This window comes from Streptomyces sp. NPDC057137 (assembly GCF_042670825.1).
Classification (GTDB): domain Bacteria; phylum Actinomycetota; class Actinomycetes; order Streptomycetales; family Streptomycetaceae; genus Streptomyces.
This window is the reverse complement of sequence record NZ_JBHUUW010000004.1, coordinates 93399-107927: the sequence shown is the minus strand read 5'-3', so window position 1 is coordinate 107927 and position 14529 is coordinate 93399. Positions and strand designations below refer to the sequence as shown.

The following is a 14529-nucleotide window of genomic DNA, read 5'->3' as shown; positions in this document are numbered from 1 at the left end:
TCAGAAGGAGTACGGGATGTAGCAGGCCGCGGCGATGACGATCGCGCCCCAGCCGAGCAGGGCCGGCTTGCGGTACCACGCGTCGTCGCCCTCGGCCGGTGCCTCGCTCATGCCGGGCGACGTCGTCCCGTACACCAGGCCCGCGAGTTCGGACTCCGGCTTGGGCGCGGTGAACAGCGTGACCACGACCATCACCACGGCGCCGGCGACGAAGCCCACGATCGCGGAGACGAAGTTGGCGCCCTGGTCGCTGGGGATGTCGATGACGCCCTGCTTGTAGATCCAGAAGTAGTTGATCATCGCGGCCGTCGTACCGGCGACCAGACCCCAGGCGCCGGACTTCATCGAGGCCCGCTTCCAGAACATGCCGATGATGAAGACCACGAACATCGGCACGTTGAAGAAGGAGAACAGCGTCTGGAGGTAGCTCATGATGTTGGAGAAGCTGGCGGCGATGAAGGCCGTGCCGACGGAGGCCGCCACACCGATCGCGGTGATCAGCCGTCCGAAGCGCAGGTAGTACGCGTCCTCGCGGTCCTTGACCACGTACTTCTGCCAGATGTCGGTGGTGAAGACGGTGTTGAAGGACGACACGTTCGCCGCCATGCCGGCCATGAAGGCGGCCATCAGACCCGTGACGGCGATCCCGAGCACACCGTTGGGCAGCAACTCCTGCATCAGCAGGGGGATCGCGTCGTTGTACGTGAGGTCCGAGCCCGCCGTGCCTATCTTCGGCACGATCACGGCGGCGACCAGGCCCGGGATCATCACCAGGAAGACGATGAAGATCTTCGGGAACGCGGCGATCAGCGGGGTGCGCTTGGCGGCGGAGAGGTTCTTCGCGGAAAGCGCGCGCTGCACCTCGGCGAAGTTCGTCGTCCAGTAGCCGAAGGACAGCACGAAGCCGAGCCCGAGGATGATCGTCAGCCAGTTCGCGCCGAGCGGGTTGGCGTCGCCGATGCCCGTACCGCCCCAGGCGCTCAGGAAGTTGTCACCCTTGCTCGCGGTCAGCGAGTCGGTCAGACCGTCCCAGCCGCCGACCCGCTTGAGGCCGAGGATCGTGAGGGGTATGAGCGCGGCGAGGATGACGAAGAACTGGAGCACCTCGTTGTAGATCGCCGACGACAGACCGCCGATGGTGATGTACGCGAGGACGAAGAAGCCGGCCACGACGATCGAGACCCACTGGGGCCAGCCCAGCAGCGCCTCGACCACGATCGACAGGGCGTAGAGGTTGACGCCCGCGATCAGGATGGCGGCGAAGGCGAAGAGGACCGAGCTGAGCAGGTGCGCCGACTTGTCGAAGCGCTGGAGCAGGAACTCGGGGACGGACCGCACCTTGGAGCCGTAGTAGAACGGCATCATCACCAGGCCGAGGAAGACCATGGCGGGGATCGCGCCGATCCAGTACCAGTGCACGACGGCCACGCCGTACTGCGCGCCGGTCGCGGCCATGCCCAGGATCTCGGTCGCGCCGAGGTTGGCGGCGACGAACGCGAGGCCGGTCACCCAGGCCGGCAGGGATCTGCCGGAGAGGAAGAAGTCGAGGCTCGTCTTGACGCTCGCCCGTGCGGCGAAACCGATGCCGAGGACGACGATGAAGTAGATCGCCAGGATCGTGTAGTCGAGCCCGTTGGTGGGGAGCCGAAGTCCTTCGGCCAGGTAGTACGTGGGGGACTGCATGGGGGTACCCGCTTCGTCGCGTGAACGTTAACTCTCAACTGGTCGGAACTTACGCCTGCCATTACCGAAACTGAACACTTTTGATGGTGTTCTTTGTTCGATCGTGATCGAGTGAACCGGCCGTTGACGTACGTGTGGCCTCGTGGTTAGTTATGTTGGATTCTGTTTGAGTGTGGGCCCGGCGTGCGGGCCCGGGTGCGGCCGGAGGAAGAATCGATGAAGAAGACGGTGACGGCGCTCGCCGACGGCCGGGAGTTGATCTACTACGACTCCCGTGACGACGCCGTACGCGACGCCGTGGACCTGCGGCCCCTCGAACCGATCTCCACCACCTCCGAGATCCGCCGCGACCCGCTGCTCGGCGACTCGGTCGCCGTCGCCTCGCACCGCCAGGGCCGCACCTACCACCCGCCGGCCGGCGAGTGCCCGCTCTGCCCCACCGACGCCGCCGCGGGCAGGCTCAGCGAGATCCCCGACAGCGACTACGACGTGGTCGTCTTCGAGAACCGCTTCCCCTCCCTCGCCGGGGACGCCGGACGCTGCGAGGTGGTCTGCTTCACCTCCGACCATGACGCCTCCTTCGCCGATCTCACCGAGGAGCAGGCCGGTCTCGTCCTTGACGTATGGACCGACCGCACCGCCGAACTCGCCGAACTTCCGCAGGTGGAGCAGGTGTTCTGCTTCGAGAACCGCGGGCCCGAGATCGGGGTGACCCTTGGTCATCCGCACGGGCAGATCTACGCGTACCCCTTCGTCACCCCGCGAACCGAACGGATGTCCCGCTCGGTCGCCGAGCACCGGGCGGCCACCGGAGGCAACCTCTTCGACGACGTCGTGGAGCGCGAGCGCGCCGCCGGCCGGGTGGTTCTGGCGGGCGAGCACTGGGTGGCCTTCGTGCCGTACGCGGCGCACTGGCCGTACGAGGTGCACCTCTATCCGCTGCGCCGGGTGCCGGACCTGCGGGGGCTCGACGAGGCGGCGCGCGCCGAGTTCCCGGCGGTCTATCTGGAGCTGCTGCGGCGCTTCGACCGGATCTTCGGCGAGGGCGAACCGCCGACGCCGTACATCTCGGCCTGGCACCAGGCGCCGTTCCGCGCCCCCGGGCGCGACGATTTCGCCCTCCACCTGGAACTTTTCACCATCCGCCGGACGTCGGGCAAGCTGAAGTTCCTCGCGGGATCCGAGTCCGGAATGAACGTCTTCATCAACGACGTGCCGCCGGAGACCGCGGCCGAGAGACTGCGAGAGGTAGCGAGCGCGTGAGTGGCAAGTATCTGGTTACGGGCGGCGCGGGGTATGTCGGCAGCGTGGTCGCCACGCATCTGCTGGAGGCCGGGCACGAGGTGACCGTGCTCGACGACCTCTCCACCGGCTTCCGGGAAGCGGTCCCGGCGGGCGCCGAATTCATCGAGGGCCGGGTCCAGGACGCGGCGAAGTGGCTGGACCCCTCCTACGACGCGGTGCTGCACTTCGCCGCGTCCTCGCAGGTCGGCGAGTCCGTCGCCAAGCCCGAGAAGTACTGGGACAACAACGTCGGCGGATCGATGGCGCTGCTGGAGGCGATGCGCACGGCGGGCGTCCGGAGGCTCGTCTTCTCCTCGACGGCGGCGACGTACGGCGAGCCCGTCTCCACGCCGATCACCGAGACCGACCCGACCGCGCCGACCAGCCCGTACGGCGCCTCCAAGCTGGCCGTCGACCACATGATCGGCGGCGAGTGCGTGGCCCACGGTCTGGCGGCGGTCTCCCTGCGGTACTTCAACGTGGCGGGCGCGTACGGGAGTTACGGCGAGCGGCACGAACCGGAGTCGCATCTGATCCCGCTCGTGCTGCAGGTCGCCCTCGGCGCGCGGGAGTCGATCTCCGTGTACGGCGACGACTACCCGACCCCGGACGGCACGTGCGTACGCGACTACATCCACGTCGCCGACCTCGCCGACGCGCATCTGCTCGCGCTGGACGCCGCCGTGGCCGGCGAGCACCTGGTCTGCAACCTCGGCAACGGCAGCGGGTTCTCCGTCCGCGAGGTCATCGAGACCGTCCGTACGGTCACCGGCCACCCGGTGCCGGAGGTCGCGGCCCCGCGCCGCGCGGGCGACCCCGCGGTCCTGGTCGCCTCCGCCGCCACGGCGCGCGAGCGCCTGGGCTGGACCCCGAGCCGCGCCGACCTGGCGGGGATCGTCGCGGACGCGTGGGCGTTCGCACGCCGAGAGGAGACACACGGGTGAGCGGTGCGGAGAGTGTGAGCGGTGCGGAGAGTGTGACGGCGCAGTTCGAGGAGTTGTACGGCTCGGCGCCCGAGGGTGTGTGGGCCGCGCCGGGCCGGGTGAACCTGATCGGCGAGTACACCGACTTCAACGACGGCTTCGTGATGCCGCTCGCGCTGCCGCACACCGCCGTCGCGGCGGTGTCGCGGCGCACGGACGGGGTGCTGCGCGTGCACTCCGCCGACGTTCCGGGCGGTGTGGTGCGGCTCGCCCTCGACGAACTGGTGCCGCTGTCGGACACGGGCTGGGCGGCGTATCCGGCGGGTGTGGTGTGGGCGCTGCGCGAGGCGGGGCACGCCGTCACCGGCGCCGACATCCACCTCATGTCGACCGTGCCGACGGGCGCCGGGCTCTCGTCGTCGGCGGCGCTGGAGGTCGTGACGGCGCTCGCGCTGAACGACCTGTACGAACTCGGCCTGTCCGCGCCCGAGTTGGCGGTGCTCTCCCAGCGCGCCGAGAACGCGTTCGTCGGCGTCCCCTGCGGCGTGATGGACCAGATGGCCTCCGCGTGCTGCACGGACGGCCACGCGCTGTACCTCGACACCCGCGACCTCTCGCAGCGCCAGGTGCCCTTCGACCTGGCGGCCGTCGGGCTGCAACTCCTCGTCGTGGACACACGGGTGAAGCACGCCCTGGGCGACGGCGCGTACGCGGAGCGACGCGCCGGTTGCGAAGCCGGCGCGCGGGCGCTCGGCGCGCGCACGCTGCGTGAGGTCGAGTACGCGCATCTGCCCGCCGCCCTGGAACGGCTGGCGGGCGAGGAAGAGAACGTACGACGCTACGTCCGCCATGTGGTGAGCGACAACCACCGCGTGGAGCGGGTCATCGCGCTGCTCGACGCGAACGACGTCCGCGCGGTGGGCCCCCTCCTGATCGACGGCCACACCTCACTCCGCGACGACCTCCGGGTCTCGTGCGACGAACTGGACCTCGTGGTCTCGTCGTCGGTCGCGGCGGGCGCGCTGGGCGCGCGGATGACGGGCGGCGGCTTCGGCGGCTCGGCGATAGTCCTGGTGGAGACGGCGGACGCGGACACGGTGACGAAGGCGGTCCTGGAGGCGTTCGCGTCGGCGGGCCACACGGCACCCCGGGTCTTCCCGGCGGTCCCGTCCCGGGGGGCGCACCGGTTGGCCTGAGGGTCCGGGCGCGCGCTCAGGCCAGGCGCTTGGTGAAGAAGTACTCCGTGACGCCCGGCGGGTAGTCCGGGATGTGGCCCGCCAGGTCGTAACCCTGGCGCCGGTAGAACGCCGGGGCCTGGAAGTCCCAGGTCTCCAGGCGGGCATGGAGGCAGCCCCGGGTACGGGCCAGGTCCTCCGCCTCCGAGAGGAGGCGGGTGCCGAGGCCCGTGCCGCGGTGGGCGTCGTCGACCCACAGCAGGTCGACATGGAGCCAGCGCGCCCACACATGGGCCGCGAGGCCGCCCGCGAGCGCGCCCGTCGACTCCTCCATCAACCACACGTGCAGCGGGACTTCCTCGTCCTCCGCCGAACCCCGCAACTCCCGCAGGACCGGTGAACGGGCCGTGTTGGTCGCCCGCAGCCGTTCACCCAGCAACGCGCGTCGTTCTTTGTCGACTTCTGTCTCGATACGAAACATGTGCCCCACCCTAACCAGCCGTCGCCGATCAGTTCTGTAAATAGTCTTCCGCTCCGGGCCCCCGCCCGTACGCTGATGCACAGCACCGGTGGGGGCCGGTGCTGATCAGGGAAGCGAGACAGTCGGGTACGACGCCCGGGGTGGGTGGGCAGCCGCACGGCGGCGGCCGTGGCGGCACAGTGTCCACGCGACGCGAACCCCATCCCACTCGGGCGCCGTACCCGCGTCGTCCGCGCCCCGACATCTGGGGGTGTCAATTGGTCCGTATCAGGGTTCTCGTGGTGGACGACCACCGCATATTCGCCGAGTCGCTGGCAGCCGCTCTCGCGGCGGAGCCGGACGTGGACGTCGCCGCCGCCGGCAGCGGACCCGCCGCGCTGCGCTGTCTTGAACGGGCGGCGACGGAGGGGCGCAAGTACGACGTGATGCTGGTCGACGCCGAGCTGGGCATCGTCGCGGGTCCGGGCAGCGGCCCGGTGGCCCGCGCCGTACCCGACCACGGCGACGCCGGTCTCGGGCTCGTCGACGGCATCTCGCTGGTGGCGGGCGTCCGTTCGGGGCAGCCGTCCGTGCGCTGCGTCGTCCTCGCGGAGAAGGACGACCCGAGCCGCGCGGCACTCGCGCTCCAGGCCGGCGCGTCCGGCTGGGTCGCCAAGGACTGCTCGCTGCAGCGGCTGCTGGCGGTGATCAGGGGCGTCCTGCGCGACGAGACGCATCTGCCGCCCGCGCTGCTCACGAACGTCCTGCGGGAGCTGACCGCAGCGCGCAAGCACCGCACGGACAGCGAGCGGCTGGTCGACTCGCTGACGCCGCGCGAGCTGGAGGTGCTGCGCTGCATGGTGGCGGGCCTGGGGCGCAAGGCGGTGGCCGAGCGCCTCTTCCTGTCCCCGCACACGGTCCGTACGCATATGCAGAACGTGCTGGGGAAGCTGGGCGTGCACTCGACGCTGGCGGCGGTCGCGCTGGCCCGCCGGGCGGGAGTCGGCCCGGTGGACCTGGGCGGCGGTACGGACGCGGTGCGGGTGGGGTGATTCTTACGAGCCCGTCCCGCGATCGACGGCGGGACGGGCGTGGCTCACGAAGCCATGGACCGGGCCGGACGGCCGTACGTCAGCCCGGGACGTTGTCGAACGGCGCGGTCAACCGGCGCAGCAGCGCGGCCAGTTCGCCGCGCTGCCCGCGCGACAGCTCCGCGAGGATCGCGCGCTCCTGCGCGAGCAGGCCGGCCAGCGCCTGATCGGCGCGGTCGCGCCCCTCGGGCGTGAGCCGTACGAGGACCCCGCGCCGGTCGCTGGGGTCGGGCAGCCGTTCGACCAGGTCCTTCTTCGCCAGCCGGTCGATGCGGTTGGTCATCGTGCCCGAGGTGACCAGGGTCTGGGTGAGCAGCTGACCGGGGGAGAGCTGGTACGGCGCGCCGGCCCGCCGCAGCGAGGTCAGGACGTCGAACTCCCACGGCTCCAGGTTGTGCTCCGAGAACGCGAGCCGCCGGGCCCGGTCGAGATGGCGCGCGAGCCTGCTGACGCGGCTGAGCACCTCAAGTGGTTCCACGTCGAGGTCCGGCCGCTCCCGGCGCCATGCTGCGACCAGACGGTCGACCTCGTCCTCCATGACGATCAGTGTAGAGGGTCTGTCGACATGAAGTCTCTTGACGTCAAGATATACTTGGAGGCAGGCTTGGGCATGGTCGGGCGCGGACGGGAATCCGCTCGTCCGCTCCGTATCCCGAGGGGGCTTCATACATGAGTTCGACAGCGAATCCGGCGACCGGCCCGGCGGCCACTCCCGCACCGACCTGGGACCCGCAGCAGTACCTCCACCACTCCGTCCACCGCACCCGCCCCTTCCTGGACCTGCTCGGCCGCATCCCCGAACTGCCCGACGGGAACCGGCCCGCACGGATAGCCGACATCGGCTGCGGCCCCGGCAACGTCACGGCGCTCCTCGCCGAACGGTGGCCCACCGCCCACATCACCGGCTTCGACCTCTCACCCGAGATGCTGGCGCAGGCGGAGAAGGAGTACGCGGGCCCCACGGCCGGCGGCGGCCGGCTGGACTTCCGGCCCGCCGACGCCGCGCACTGGACACCCGAGGAGCCGTACGACCTGATCGTCTCCAACGCGGCCCTCCAGTGGGTCCCCAACCACGCCGAATCCTTCGCGGGCTGGATCGACGCCCTCACCCCCGGCGGTACGTTCGCCTTCCAGGTCCCCGGCAACTTCACCGCCCCCAGCCACGCGCTCCTCGGCGAACTGTGCGAGACCCCGCGCTGGAGCGACCGCCTCGACAGCCACGGCCGGCGCTTCGTCCACATCCTGGACCCCGCCGACTACCTGGTCCGCCTCACGGACCTCGGCTGCACGACGGACGCCTGGGAGACCACGTACCTCCAGCTGCTCTCCGGCGAGGACCCGGTGCTCGACTGGGTCAAGGGCACGGCCCTGCGCCCCGTCCTCACCGAACTCGCCGACGACCCGGACGAGGCGGCGGAATTCCTCGGCCAGTACGGCGACCTGCTCCGCAAGGCCTACCCGCCGGGCCCGCACGGCACGGTGTTCCCGTTCCGCCGGATCTTCGCGGTGGCCCGGAGGCGAGCCTGATGATCACGGCCGTCGACCATGTCCAACTGGCCGCCCCGGCGGGCTCGGAGGCCACGCTGCGCACGTACTACGTCGACATCCTGGGCATGACGGAGATCCCCAAGCCGCCCGCTCTCGCGGTACACGGCGGCTGCTGGTTCCAGGCCGGCCCCGTACAGCTCCACCTCGGCATCGAGCCGGACTTCCGCCCGGCGAGAAAGGCCCACCCGGGCCTGCGGGTCACCGGTATCACCGCGTACGCGACCCGGCTGTCCGCCCGGGGCGCCCCGGTGACCTGGGACGACAACCTCCCCGGTCACCGCCGCTTCTACTCCGACGACCCGGTGGGCAACCGACTGGAGTTCCTGGAGCCGGTGACCTGAGCGGTCGGGCGCCGGGCGACGGCAGAACACCGGGGCGCCACGCGAACGTGGCGCCCCGGCGGTGATGACCACGGGCCCCGGCCCGGCTCGCTCTCAGACCTTGCGATGGCCTATGAGTCGTGGCTTGGCCTCCAGATTGCCCAGCCCGTGCCACGCCAGATTCACCAGATGCGCCGCCACCTCGTTCTTCTTCGGGCGGCGGGTGTCCACCCACCACTGGCCCGTCAGCGCCACCATGCCCACCAGGGCGTGCGCGTACAGCGGGGCCAGCTTCGGATCGAAGCCGCGGGCCTTGAACTCCATGCCGAGGATGTCCTCGACCTGCGTGGCGATGTCGCTGATCAGCGACGCGAACGTGCCGGTCGACTGCGCCACCGGCGAATCGCGGACCAGGATACGGAAACCGTCCGTGTACTCCTCGATGTAGTCGAGGAGCGCGAACGCCGCCTGCTCGCACAGCTCGCGCGGATGGCCCGCAGTAAGAGAACTCGTCACCATGTCGAGCAGCTGGCGCATCTCGCGGTCGACCACGACCGCGTACAGCCCCTCCTTGCCGCCGAAGTGCTCGTACACCACCGGCTTGGAGACGCCCGCCTTCGACGCGATCTCCTCCACCGACGTGCCCTCGTAGCCCTTCTCGGCGAACAGGGTGCGGCCGATGTCCAGCAGTTGCTCGCGACGCTCCTTGCCGGTCATCCGGACCCGGCGGGAGCGCCGGGGCGCGCCAGAGGTGGTCCGGCTCTTGTCGGTGTCGCTCTTACCGCCGTCGATCGCCACGTTGCCAATCATGCCGCGTTGGGATGGTCAATTTTCCGTCGGGCTTCCAGCCGTCCGGCGTCGGGCCAGCGCACACTGTGCACCCAGCCGAACGCCTCGAACCACCGGATGAGGCGGGCGCTGGAGTCGATCTGACCTCGCAGCACACCGTGCCGCGCGCTCGTCGGGTCCGCATGGTGCAGGTTGTGCCATGACTCGCCACAGGACAAGACCGCCAGCCACCACACATTGCCTGACCGGTCACGCGACTTGAAGGGCCGCTTGCCCACCGCGTGGCAGATCGAGTTGATCGACCATGTCACGTGGTGCAGCAGCGCCACCCGTACCAGCGAGCCCCAGAAGAACGCCGTGAACGCGCCCCACCACGACATCGTCACCAGCCCGCCGACCAGCGGCGGGATCGCCAGCGACACGAACGCCCACAGCAGGAACTGCCGCGAGACCCGGCGGATCGCCGGATCCTTGATCAGATCCGGCGCGTACTTCTGCTGCGGCGTCTGCTCCTCGTCGAAGAGCCAGCCGATATGCGCCCACCACAGGCCCTTCATCAGCGCGGGAAGCGACTCGCCGAACCGCCACGGCGAGTGCGGGTCGCCGTCCGCGTCCGAGAACTTGTGATGCTTGCGGTGATCGGCGACCCAGCGGACCACCGGACCCTCCACGGCCATCGAACCCGCCACGGCCAGCGCGATCCGCAGCGGGCGCCTCGCCTTGAACGAGCTGTGCGTGAAGTACCGGTGGAAGCCGACCGTGATGCCGTGGCAGCCGATGAAATACATCGCCACGAGCAGCCCCAGATCGAGCCAGCTCACGCCCCACCCCCAGACCAGCGGAACGGCGCCGAGCAGGGCGATGAACGGAACGACGATGAACAGGAGGAGCGTGATCTGCTCCAGCGAGCGCTTGCTCTCCCCGCCGAGCGTGGCGGAGGGGGCGGAGGGCGCGGAGGGGTCGGCGAGGGTGGAGGAACCGTCCGGCGCAGGCTGGGCCTGGGAGGAGTCGCCGAGAACGTCAGGGCTTGTCGACATGGGTGTGTCCCCTGGGGGTGTGGAATGCGGCATTCTGCCCGTTTACGGGCGCGTAACTTACGGCAACGTAAGTATGGCAGCGAGAAGGCACGCGACAAGGGGCCTGTGGATAACGACGCGCGAAGGACACCTATCCTTGTGACGTCGGACAGCGCGGTCCGGTCGAACAATCTCTCCAGAACCTCTCCTCCCGACGTGCTCGAACACTGCAAGGAGCCGCACCTGTGAGCAGTGCCGACCAGACCCCGACCGCCGAGGGCGCCGTAGCCCAGGCCACCGTGACCGAGGGCGCCGCGACCGCCAATGTGGAGCTGCGCTCCGACATCCGCCGGCTCGGCGACCTCCTCGGCGAAACCCTCGTACGCCAGGAGGGCCCCGAACTCCTCGACCTCGTCGAGCGTGTCCGCGCCCTCACCCGCGAGGACGGCGAAGCAGCAGCCGCGCTGCTCGGCGACACCGACCTGGAGACCGCCGCGAAGCTCGTCCGCGCCTTCTCCACCTACTTCCACCTCGCCAACGTCACCGAACAGGTCCACCGAGGCCGCGAGATGCGCGAGCGCCGGGCCGCCGAGGGCGGGCTCCTCGCCCGTACCGCCGACCGGCTCAAGGACGCCGACCCCGAGCACCTGCGCGCGACGGTCAAGAACCTCAGCGTCCGCCCCGTCTTCACCGCGCACCCCACCGAGGCCGCGCGCCGCTCCGTACTGAACAAGCTCCGCCGCATCGCCGAACTCCTCGAAGTCCCGGTCATCGCCGCCGACCGGCGCCGCCACGACCTGCGGCTCGCCGAGTCCATCGACCTGATCTGGCAGACCGACGAGCTGCGCGTCGTACGGCCCGAGCCCGCCGACGAGGCCCGCAACGCCATCTACTACCTCGACGAACTGCACGCCGAAGCCGTCGGCGACGTCCTCGAAGACCTCGTCGCCGAACTGGAGCGCGTCGGCGTCGAGCTGCCCCCCGGCACCCGCCCCCTCAGCTTCGGCACCTGGATCGGCGGCGACCGCGACGGCAACCCCAACGTCACCCCCGCCGTCACCTGGGAAGTGCTGATCCTCCAGCACGAACACGGCATCACCGACGCACTCGAACTCATCGACCAACTGCGCGGCCAGCTCTCCAACTCCATCCGGTACGCCGGCGCCACCCAGGAACTCCTGGACTCGCTCGCCACCGACCTGGACCGCCTCCCCGAGATCAGCCCCCGCTACAAGCGCCTCAACGCGGAGGAGCCCTACCGCCTCAAGGCCACCTGCATCCGGCAGAAGCTCGTCAACACCCGCGAGCGCCTGGCCAAGGGCACCCCGCACAGCGCCGGCCGCGACTACCTCGGCACCTCGCAGCTCCTGGAAGACCTCACCCTCATCCAGACCTCCCTGCGCGCCCACCGCGGCGGACTCTTCGCCGACGGCCGCATGGACCGCACCATCCGCACGCTCGCCGCGTTCGGGCTCCAGCTCGCCACCATGGACGTACGCGAACACGCCGACGCCCACCACCACGCGCTCGGCCAGCTCTTCGACCGCCTCGGCGAGGAGTCCTGGCGGTACGCGGACATGCCGCGCGACTACCGGCAGAAGCTCCTCGCCAAGGAACTGCGCTCCCGCCGCCCCCTCGCCCCCACCCCGGCCCCGCTGGACGCCGCCGGCGAGAAGACCCTCGGCGTCTTCCACACCGTCAAGCAGGCCTTCGAACGCTTCGGCCCCGAGGTCATCGAGTCCTACATCATCTCGATGTGCCAGGGCGCCGACGACGTCTTCGCCGCCGCCGTCCTCGCCCGCGAGGCCGGACTGCTCGACCTGCACTCCGGCTGGGCCAAGATCGGCATCGTGCCGCTCCTGGAGACCACCGACGAGCTGCGCGCCGCCGACATCATCCTCGACGAGATGCTCGCCGACCCCTCCTACCGACGGCTCGTCTCCCTGCGCGGCGACGTCCAGGAGGTCATGCTCGGCTACTCCGACTCCTCCAAGTTCGGCGGCATCACCACCAGCCAGTGGGAGATCCACCGCGCCCAGCGACGCCTCCGCGACGTCGCGCACCGCTACGGCGTCCGCCTCCGCCTCTTCCACGGCCGCGGCGGCACCGTCGGCCGCGGCGGCGGCCCCTCGCACGACGCGATCCTCGCGCAGCCCTGGGGCACCCTGGAGGGCGAGATCAAGGTGACCGAGCAGGGCGAGGTCATCTCCGACAAGTACCTGATCCCCGCCCTCGCCAGGGAGAACCTGGAACTGACCGTCGCCGCCACCCTCCAGGCGTCCGCGCTGCACACCGCGCCCCGCCAGTCCGACGAGGCGCTGGCGCGCTGGGACGCCGCCATGGACACCGTGTCCGACGCGGCCCACGGCGCGTACCGCAAGCTCGTCGAAGACCCGGACCTGCCCGCGTACTTCTTCGCCGCGACCCCCGTCGACCAGCTCGCCGACCTGCACCTCGGCTCACGCCCCTCCCGGCGCCCGGACTCCGGCGCCGGACTCGACGGGCTGCGCGCCATCCCGTGGGTCTTCGGCTGGACACAGTCCCGGCAGATCGTCCCCGGCTGGTACGGGGTCGGCTCCGGCCTCAAGGCGCTGCGCGAGTCGGGTCTCGACCCGGTCCTGGACGAGATGCACGAGCACTGGCACTTCTTCCAGAACTTCCTCTCCAACGTCGAGATGACCCTCGCCAAGACCGACCTGCGGATCGCCAGGCACTACGTCGACACCCTCGTGCCCGACGAGCTGAAGCACGTCTTCACCGCCATCGAGGCCGAGCACGCGCTCACGGTGCAGGAAGTCCTGCGGATCACCGGCAGCGAGAAGCTGCTGGGCTCCAACCCGGTGCTGCGCCAGACGTTCGCCATCCGCGACGCGTACCTCGACCCGATCTCCTACCTCCAGGTCTCGCTCCTCGCGCGCCAGCGCGCGGCGGCGGCCCGCGAAGAGGCACCGGACCCGCTGCTCGCGCGGGCGCTGCTGCTGACGGTGAACGGGGTCGCGGCGGGTCTGCGCAACACGGGCTGACCTCGGGCAGGACATCTCTCAGAGCGCCGGACGGGCCGATCGCGGCTCGTCCGGCGCTTCTGTGACCGGTGTCAGAGCGCGAAGAACGCCGCGGCCAGCAGCGCCGCGCCCGCCAGCGCCGTCCCCCACGCCGTACGCGTCAGCCGCAGCCCGCCGCCCACCACCGGCGCCGCCAGCAGCAGCGCACCGCCGAGCGGCACCCACGCGAGCAGCGCGCCGGATGAGCCCGCGCGGACCAGCTCGTCCGTGCCGGGCTTCAGCACCACCTCGTAGTCCTGGCCCTTCTTCACCGCCACCGACCGCTCGATGGGCGCCCCGGCGCGCGGCGCGGGCGGGCCCTCGGGGTCGTACGTACCGGTGCACGCCGTATCGCCGCACTCGGTGACCGACAGCGTCCCGTGCTCGCGGCCCTTGGAGAGCAGCACATGCTGCGCCGTACCCCAGGACGTCCAGAAACCCGCGGCGAGCAGCAGGGCGGCGACGAACCCCATCGCGGCGCGACGGCCCACCGACAGTGCCAGTTGCGACGAGCTCGGCTTCATGGACCGCGATCCTTGGCCATCCGGACGCGGTCGGTCAACTTGTGGCTGACGAATGGTCGTTGTTGTCAGGAGTTGTACGCGCTCTGCGCCCGCTCCAGGCCTTCCGTCACCAGACACTCCACGGCGTCCGCCGCGCGGTCCACGAGGAAGTCCAGCTCCTTGCGCTCCACGGAGGAGAAGTCCTTCAGTACGAAGTCGGCCACCTGCATCCGCCCCGGCGGCCGGCCGATCCCGAACCGGACGCGGTGGTACTCGGGGCCCATCGACTTCGTCATCGACTTCAGACCGTTGTGACCGTTGTCCCCGCCGCCCAGCTTCAGCCGCAGCGTGCCGTAGTCGATGTCCAACTCGTCATGGATCGCCACGATGTTGGCCGTCGGCACCTTGTAGAAGTCCCGCAGCCCGGCGACCGGCCCCCCGGACAGATTCATGAACGACAGCGGCTTCGCCAGCACCACCCGCCGGCTGCCAGGACCCATCGGCCCCACCCGGCCCTCCAGGACCTGCGCCTGGGCCTTCTGCGCCCGCTTGAACGAGCCGCCGATCCGGCCCGCGAGGAGATCGGCCACCATGAAACCCACGTTGTGGCGGTTGGCCGGGTAACCGGGGCCGGGATTGCCCAGGCCCACGATCAGCCACGGGGCGGTGACATCGGTCGTCATCTGCGCTGCGTCT

Annotated in this window: 14 protein-coding genes; 7 read left to right on the top strand and 7 right to left on the bottom strand. The window is 70.3% G+C overall.

The genetic code is table 11. The features are described from left to right. On the bottom strand, positions 1 to 1683 hold the full coding sequence (locus tag ACFT9I_RS05445) for a sodium:solute symporter family protein (RefSeq protein WP_382561045.1): 1683 nt from the start codon (positions 1681 to 1683) through the stop codon (positions 1 to 3). A gap of 216 nt (positions 1684 to 1899) precedes the next feature. Between ACFT9I_RS05445 and galT the strand changes: the two genes are divergently transcribed. Genes galT through galK form a run of 3 tightly spaced genes read left to right on the top strand, consistent with a single transcriptional unit; the run spans position 1900 to position 5086 of the window. Beyond that, the gene (gene galT, locus ACFT9I_RS05440; protein WP_382561042.1) at positions 1900 to 2946 is read left to right on the top strand and encodes a galactose-1-phosphate uridylyltransferase; all 1047 of its coding nucleotides are present in this window, start codon (positions 1900 to 1902) and stop codon (positions 2944 to 2946) included. After that, positions 2943 to 3911, top strand: a complete 969-nt coding sequence (galE, locus tag ACFT9I_RS05435; protein WP_382561040.1) for a UDP-glucose 4-epimerase GalE — start codon at positions 2943 to 2945, stop codon at positions 3909 to 3911. The genes galT and galE overlap by 4 nt, the downstream gene beginning before the upstream one ends. Continuing rightward, positions 3908 to 5086, top strand: a complete 1179-nt coding sequence (gene galK, locus ACFT9I_RS05430) for a galactokinase (RefSeq protein WP_382561038.1) — start codon at positions 3908 to 3910, stop codon at positions 5084 to 5086. Before galE ends, galK begins: the two co-directional genes overlap by 4 nt. Positions 5087 to 5102: 16 nt before the next feature. On the opposite strand, the gene ACFT9I_RS05425 is transcribed toward galK, so the two are convergent. Further along, the gene (locus tag ACFT9I_RS05425) at positions 5103 to 5546 is read right to left on the bottom strand and encodes a GNAT family N-acetyltransferase (protein WP_382561035.1); all 444 of its coding nucleotides are present in this window, start codon (positions 5544 to 5546) and stop codon (positions 5103 to 5105) included. A gap of 257 nt (positions 5547 to 5803) precedes the next feature. Between ACFT9I_RS05425 and ACFT9I_RS05420 the strand changes: the two genes are divergently transcribed. After that, entirely contained in the window at positions 5804 to 6577 is a 774-nt protein-coding gene (locus ACFT9I_RS05420) for a LuxR C-terminal-related transcriptional regulator (RefSeq protein WP_382561033.1), read from the top strand. Positions 6578 to 6656: 79 nt separating this feature from the next. Here ACFT9I_RS05420 and ACFT9I_RS05415 read toward each other — a convergent pair whose 3' ends face one another. Continuing rightward, positions 6657 to 7154: a MarR family transcriptional regulator gene (locus ACFT9I_RS05415; protein ID WP_356584440.1), complete on the bottom strand. Its 498-nt coding sequence runs from the start codon at positions 7152 to 7154 to the stop codon at positions 6657 to 6659. 131 nt (positions 7155 to 7285) lie between these two features. On the opposite strand from ACFT9I_RS05415, the gene ACFT9I_RS05410 reads away from it, so the two are divergent. Both ACFT9I_RS05410 and ACFT9I_RS05405 read left to right on the top strand, forming a co-directional pair. Next, a complete protein-coding gene (locus ACFT9I_RS05410) occupies positions 7286 to 8143 on the top strand; it encodes a trans-aconitate 2-methyltransferase (RefSeq protein ID WP_382561031.1) in 858 nt (285 codons plus the stop codon). Next, positions 8143 to 8505 (top strand): glyoxalase, encoded by a 363-nt coding sequence (locus ACFT9I_RS05405; RefSeq protein WP_382561029.1) that lies wholly within the window; start codon positions 8143 to 8145, stop codon positions 8503 to 8505. The genes ACFT9I_RS05410 and ACFT9I_RS05405 overlap by 1 nt, the downstream gene beginning before the upstream one ends. 93 nt (positions 8506 to 8598) lie before the next feature. Here the strand turns inward: ACFT9I_RS05405 and ACFT9I_RS05400 are convergent, their stop codons facing one another. Both ACFT9I_RS05400 and ACFT9I_RS05395 read right to left on the bottom strand, forming a co-directional pair. Continuing rightward, entirely contained in the window at positions 8599 to 9294 is a 696-nt protein-coding gene (locus ACFT9I_RS05400; protein ID WP_031231272.1) for a TetR/AcrR family transcriptional regulator, read from the bottom strand. Continuing rightward, complete coding sequence (locus ACFT9I_RS05395; protein ID WP_382561027.1) at positions 9291 to 10310, bottom strand: acyl-CoA desaturase; 1020 nt, start codon at positions 10308 to 10310, stop codon at positions 9291 to 9293. Before ACFT9I_RS05395 ends, ACFT9I_RS05400 begins: the two co-directional genes overlap by 4 nt. A gap of 224 nt (positions 10311 to 10534) precedes the next feature. On the opposite strand from ACFT9I_RS05395, the gene ppc reads away from it, so the two are divergent. Beyond that, positions 10535 to 13312, top strand: a complete 2778-nt coding sequence (ppc, locus tag ACFT9I_RS05390; protein ID WP_382561026.1) for a phosphoenolpyruvate carboxylase — start codon at positions 10535 to 10537, stop codon at positions 13310 to 13312. Between the two features lie 71 nt (positions 13313 to 13383). On the opposite strand, the gene ACFT9I_RS05385 is transcribed toward ppc, so the two are convergent. Both ACFT9I_RS05385 and pth read right to left on the bottom strand, forming a co-directional pair. Beyond that, positions 13384 to 13854 carry a hypothetical protein gene (locus ACFT9I_RS05385; RefSeq protein ID WP_382561024.1) on the bottom strand — a complete coding sequence of 157 codons (471 nt, stop codon included), beginning with the start codon at positions 13852 to 13854 and terminating at the stop codon, positions 13384 to 13386. Positions 13855 to 13919: 65 nt separating this feature from the next. Further along, the gene (gene pth / locus ACFT9I_RS05380) at positions 13920 to 14516 is read right to left on the bottom strand and encodes an aminoacyl-tRNA hydrolase (protein WP_382561022.1); all 597 of its coding nucleotides are present in this window, start codon (positions 14514 to 14516) and stop codon (positions 13920 to 13922) included. Positions 14517 to 14529 lie beyond the last annotated feature (13 nt).

What these genes read in the sequence shown, in the direction of transcription:
- galT (WP_382561042.1), top strand. Translation starts at nt 1,900, where the DNA reads ATGAAGAAGACGGTGACGGCGCTCGCCGACGGCCGGGAGTTGATCTAC.
- ACFT9I_RS05425 (WP_382561035.1), bottom strand. Translation starts at nt 5,546, where the DNA reads ATGTTTCGTATCGAGACAGAAGTCGACAAAGAACGACGCGCGTTGCTG.
- ACFT9I_RS05395 (WP_382561027.1), bottom strand. Translation starts at nt 10,310, where the DNA reads ATGTCGACAAGCCCTGACGTTCTCGGCGACTCCTCCCAGGCCCAGCCT.
- ACFT9I_RS05410 (WP_382561031.1), top strand. Translation starts at nt 7,286, where the DNA reads ATGAGTTCGACAGCGAATCCGGCGACCGGCCCGGCGGCCACTCCCGCA.
- ACFT9I_RS05415 (WP_356584440.1), bottom strand. Translation starts at nt 7,154, where the DNA reads ATGGAGGACGAGGTCGACCGTCTGGTCGCAGCATGGCGCCGGGAGCGG.
- ACFT9I_RS05445 (WP_382561045.1), bottom strand. Translation starts at nt 1,683, where the DNA reads ATGCAGTCCCCCACGTACTACCTGGCCGAAGGACTTCGGCTCCCCACC.
- ACFT9I_RS05385 (WP_382561024.1), bottom strand. Translation starts at nt 13,854, where the DNA reads ATGAAGCCGAGCTCGTCGCAACTGGCACTGTCGGTGGGCCGTCGCGCC.
- pth (WP_382561022.1), bottom strand. Translation starts at nt 14,516, where the DNA reads ATGACGACCGATGTCACCGCCCCGTGGCTGATCGTGGGCCTGGGCAAT.
- ACFT9I_RS05400 (WP_031231272.1), bottom strand. Translation starts at nt 9,294, where the DNA reads ATGATTGGCAACGTGGCGATCGACGGCGGTAAGAGCGACACCGACAAG.
- ACFT9I_RS05405 (WP_382561029.1), top strand. Translation starts at nt 8,143, where the DNA reads ATGATCACGGCCGTCGACCATGTCCAACTGGCCGCCCCGGCGGGCTCG.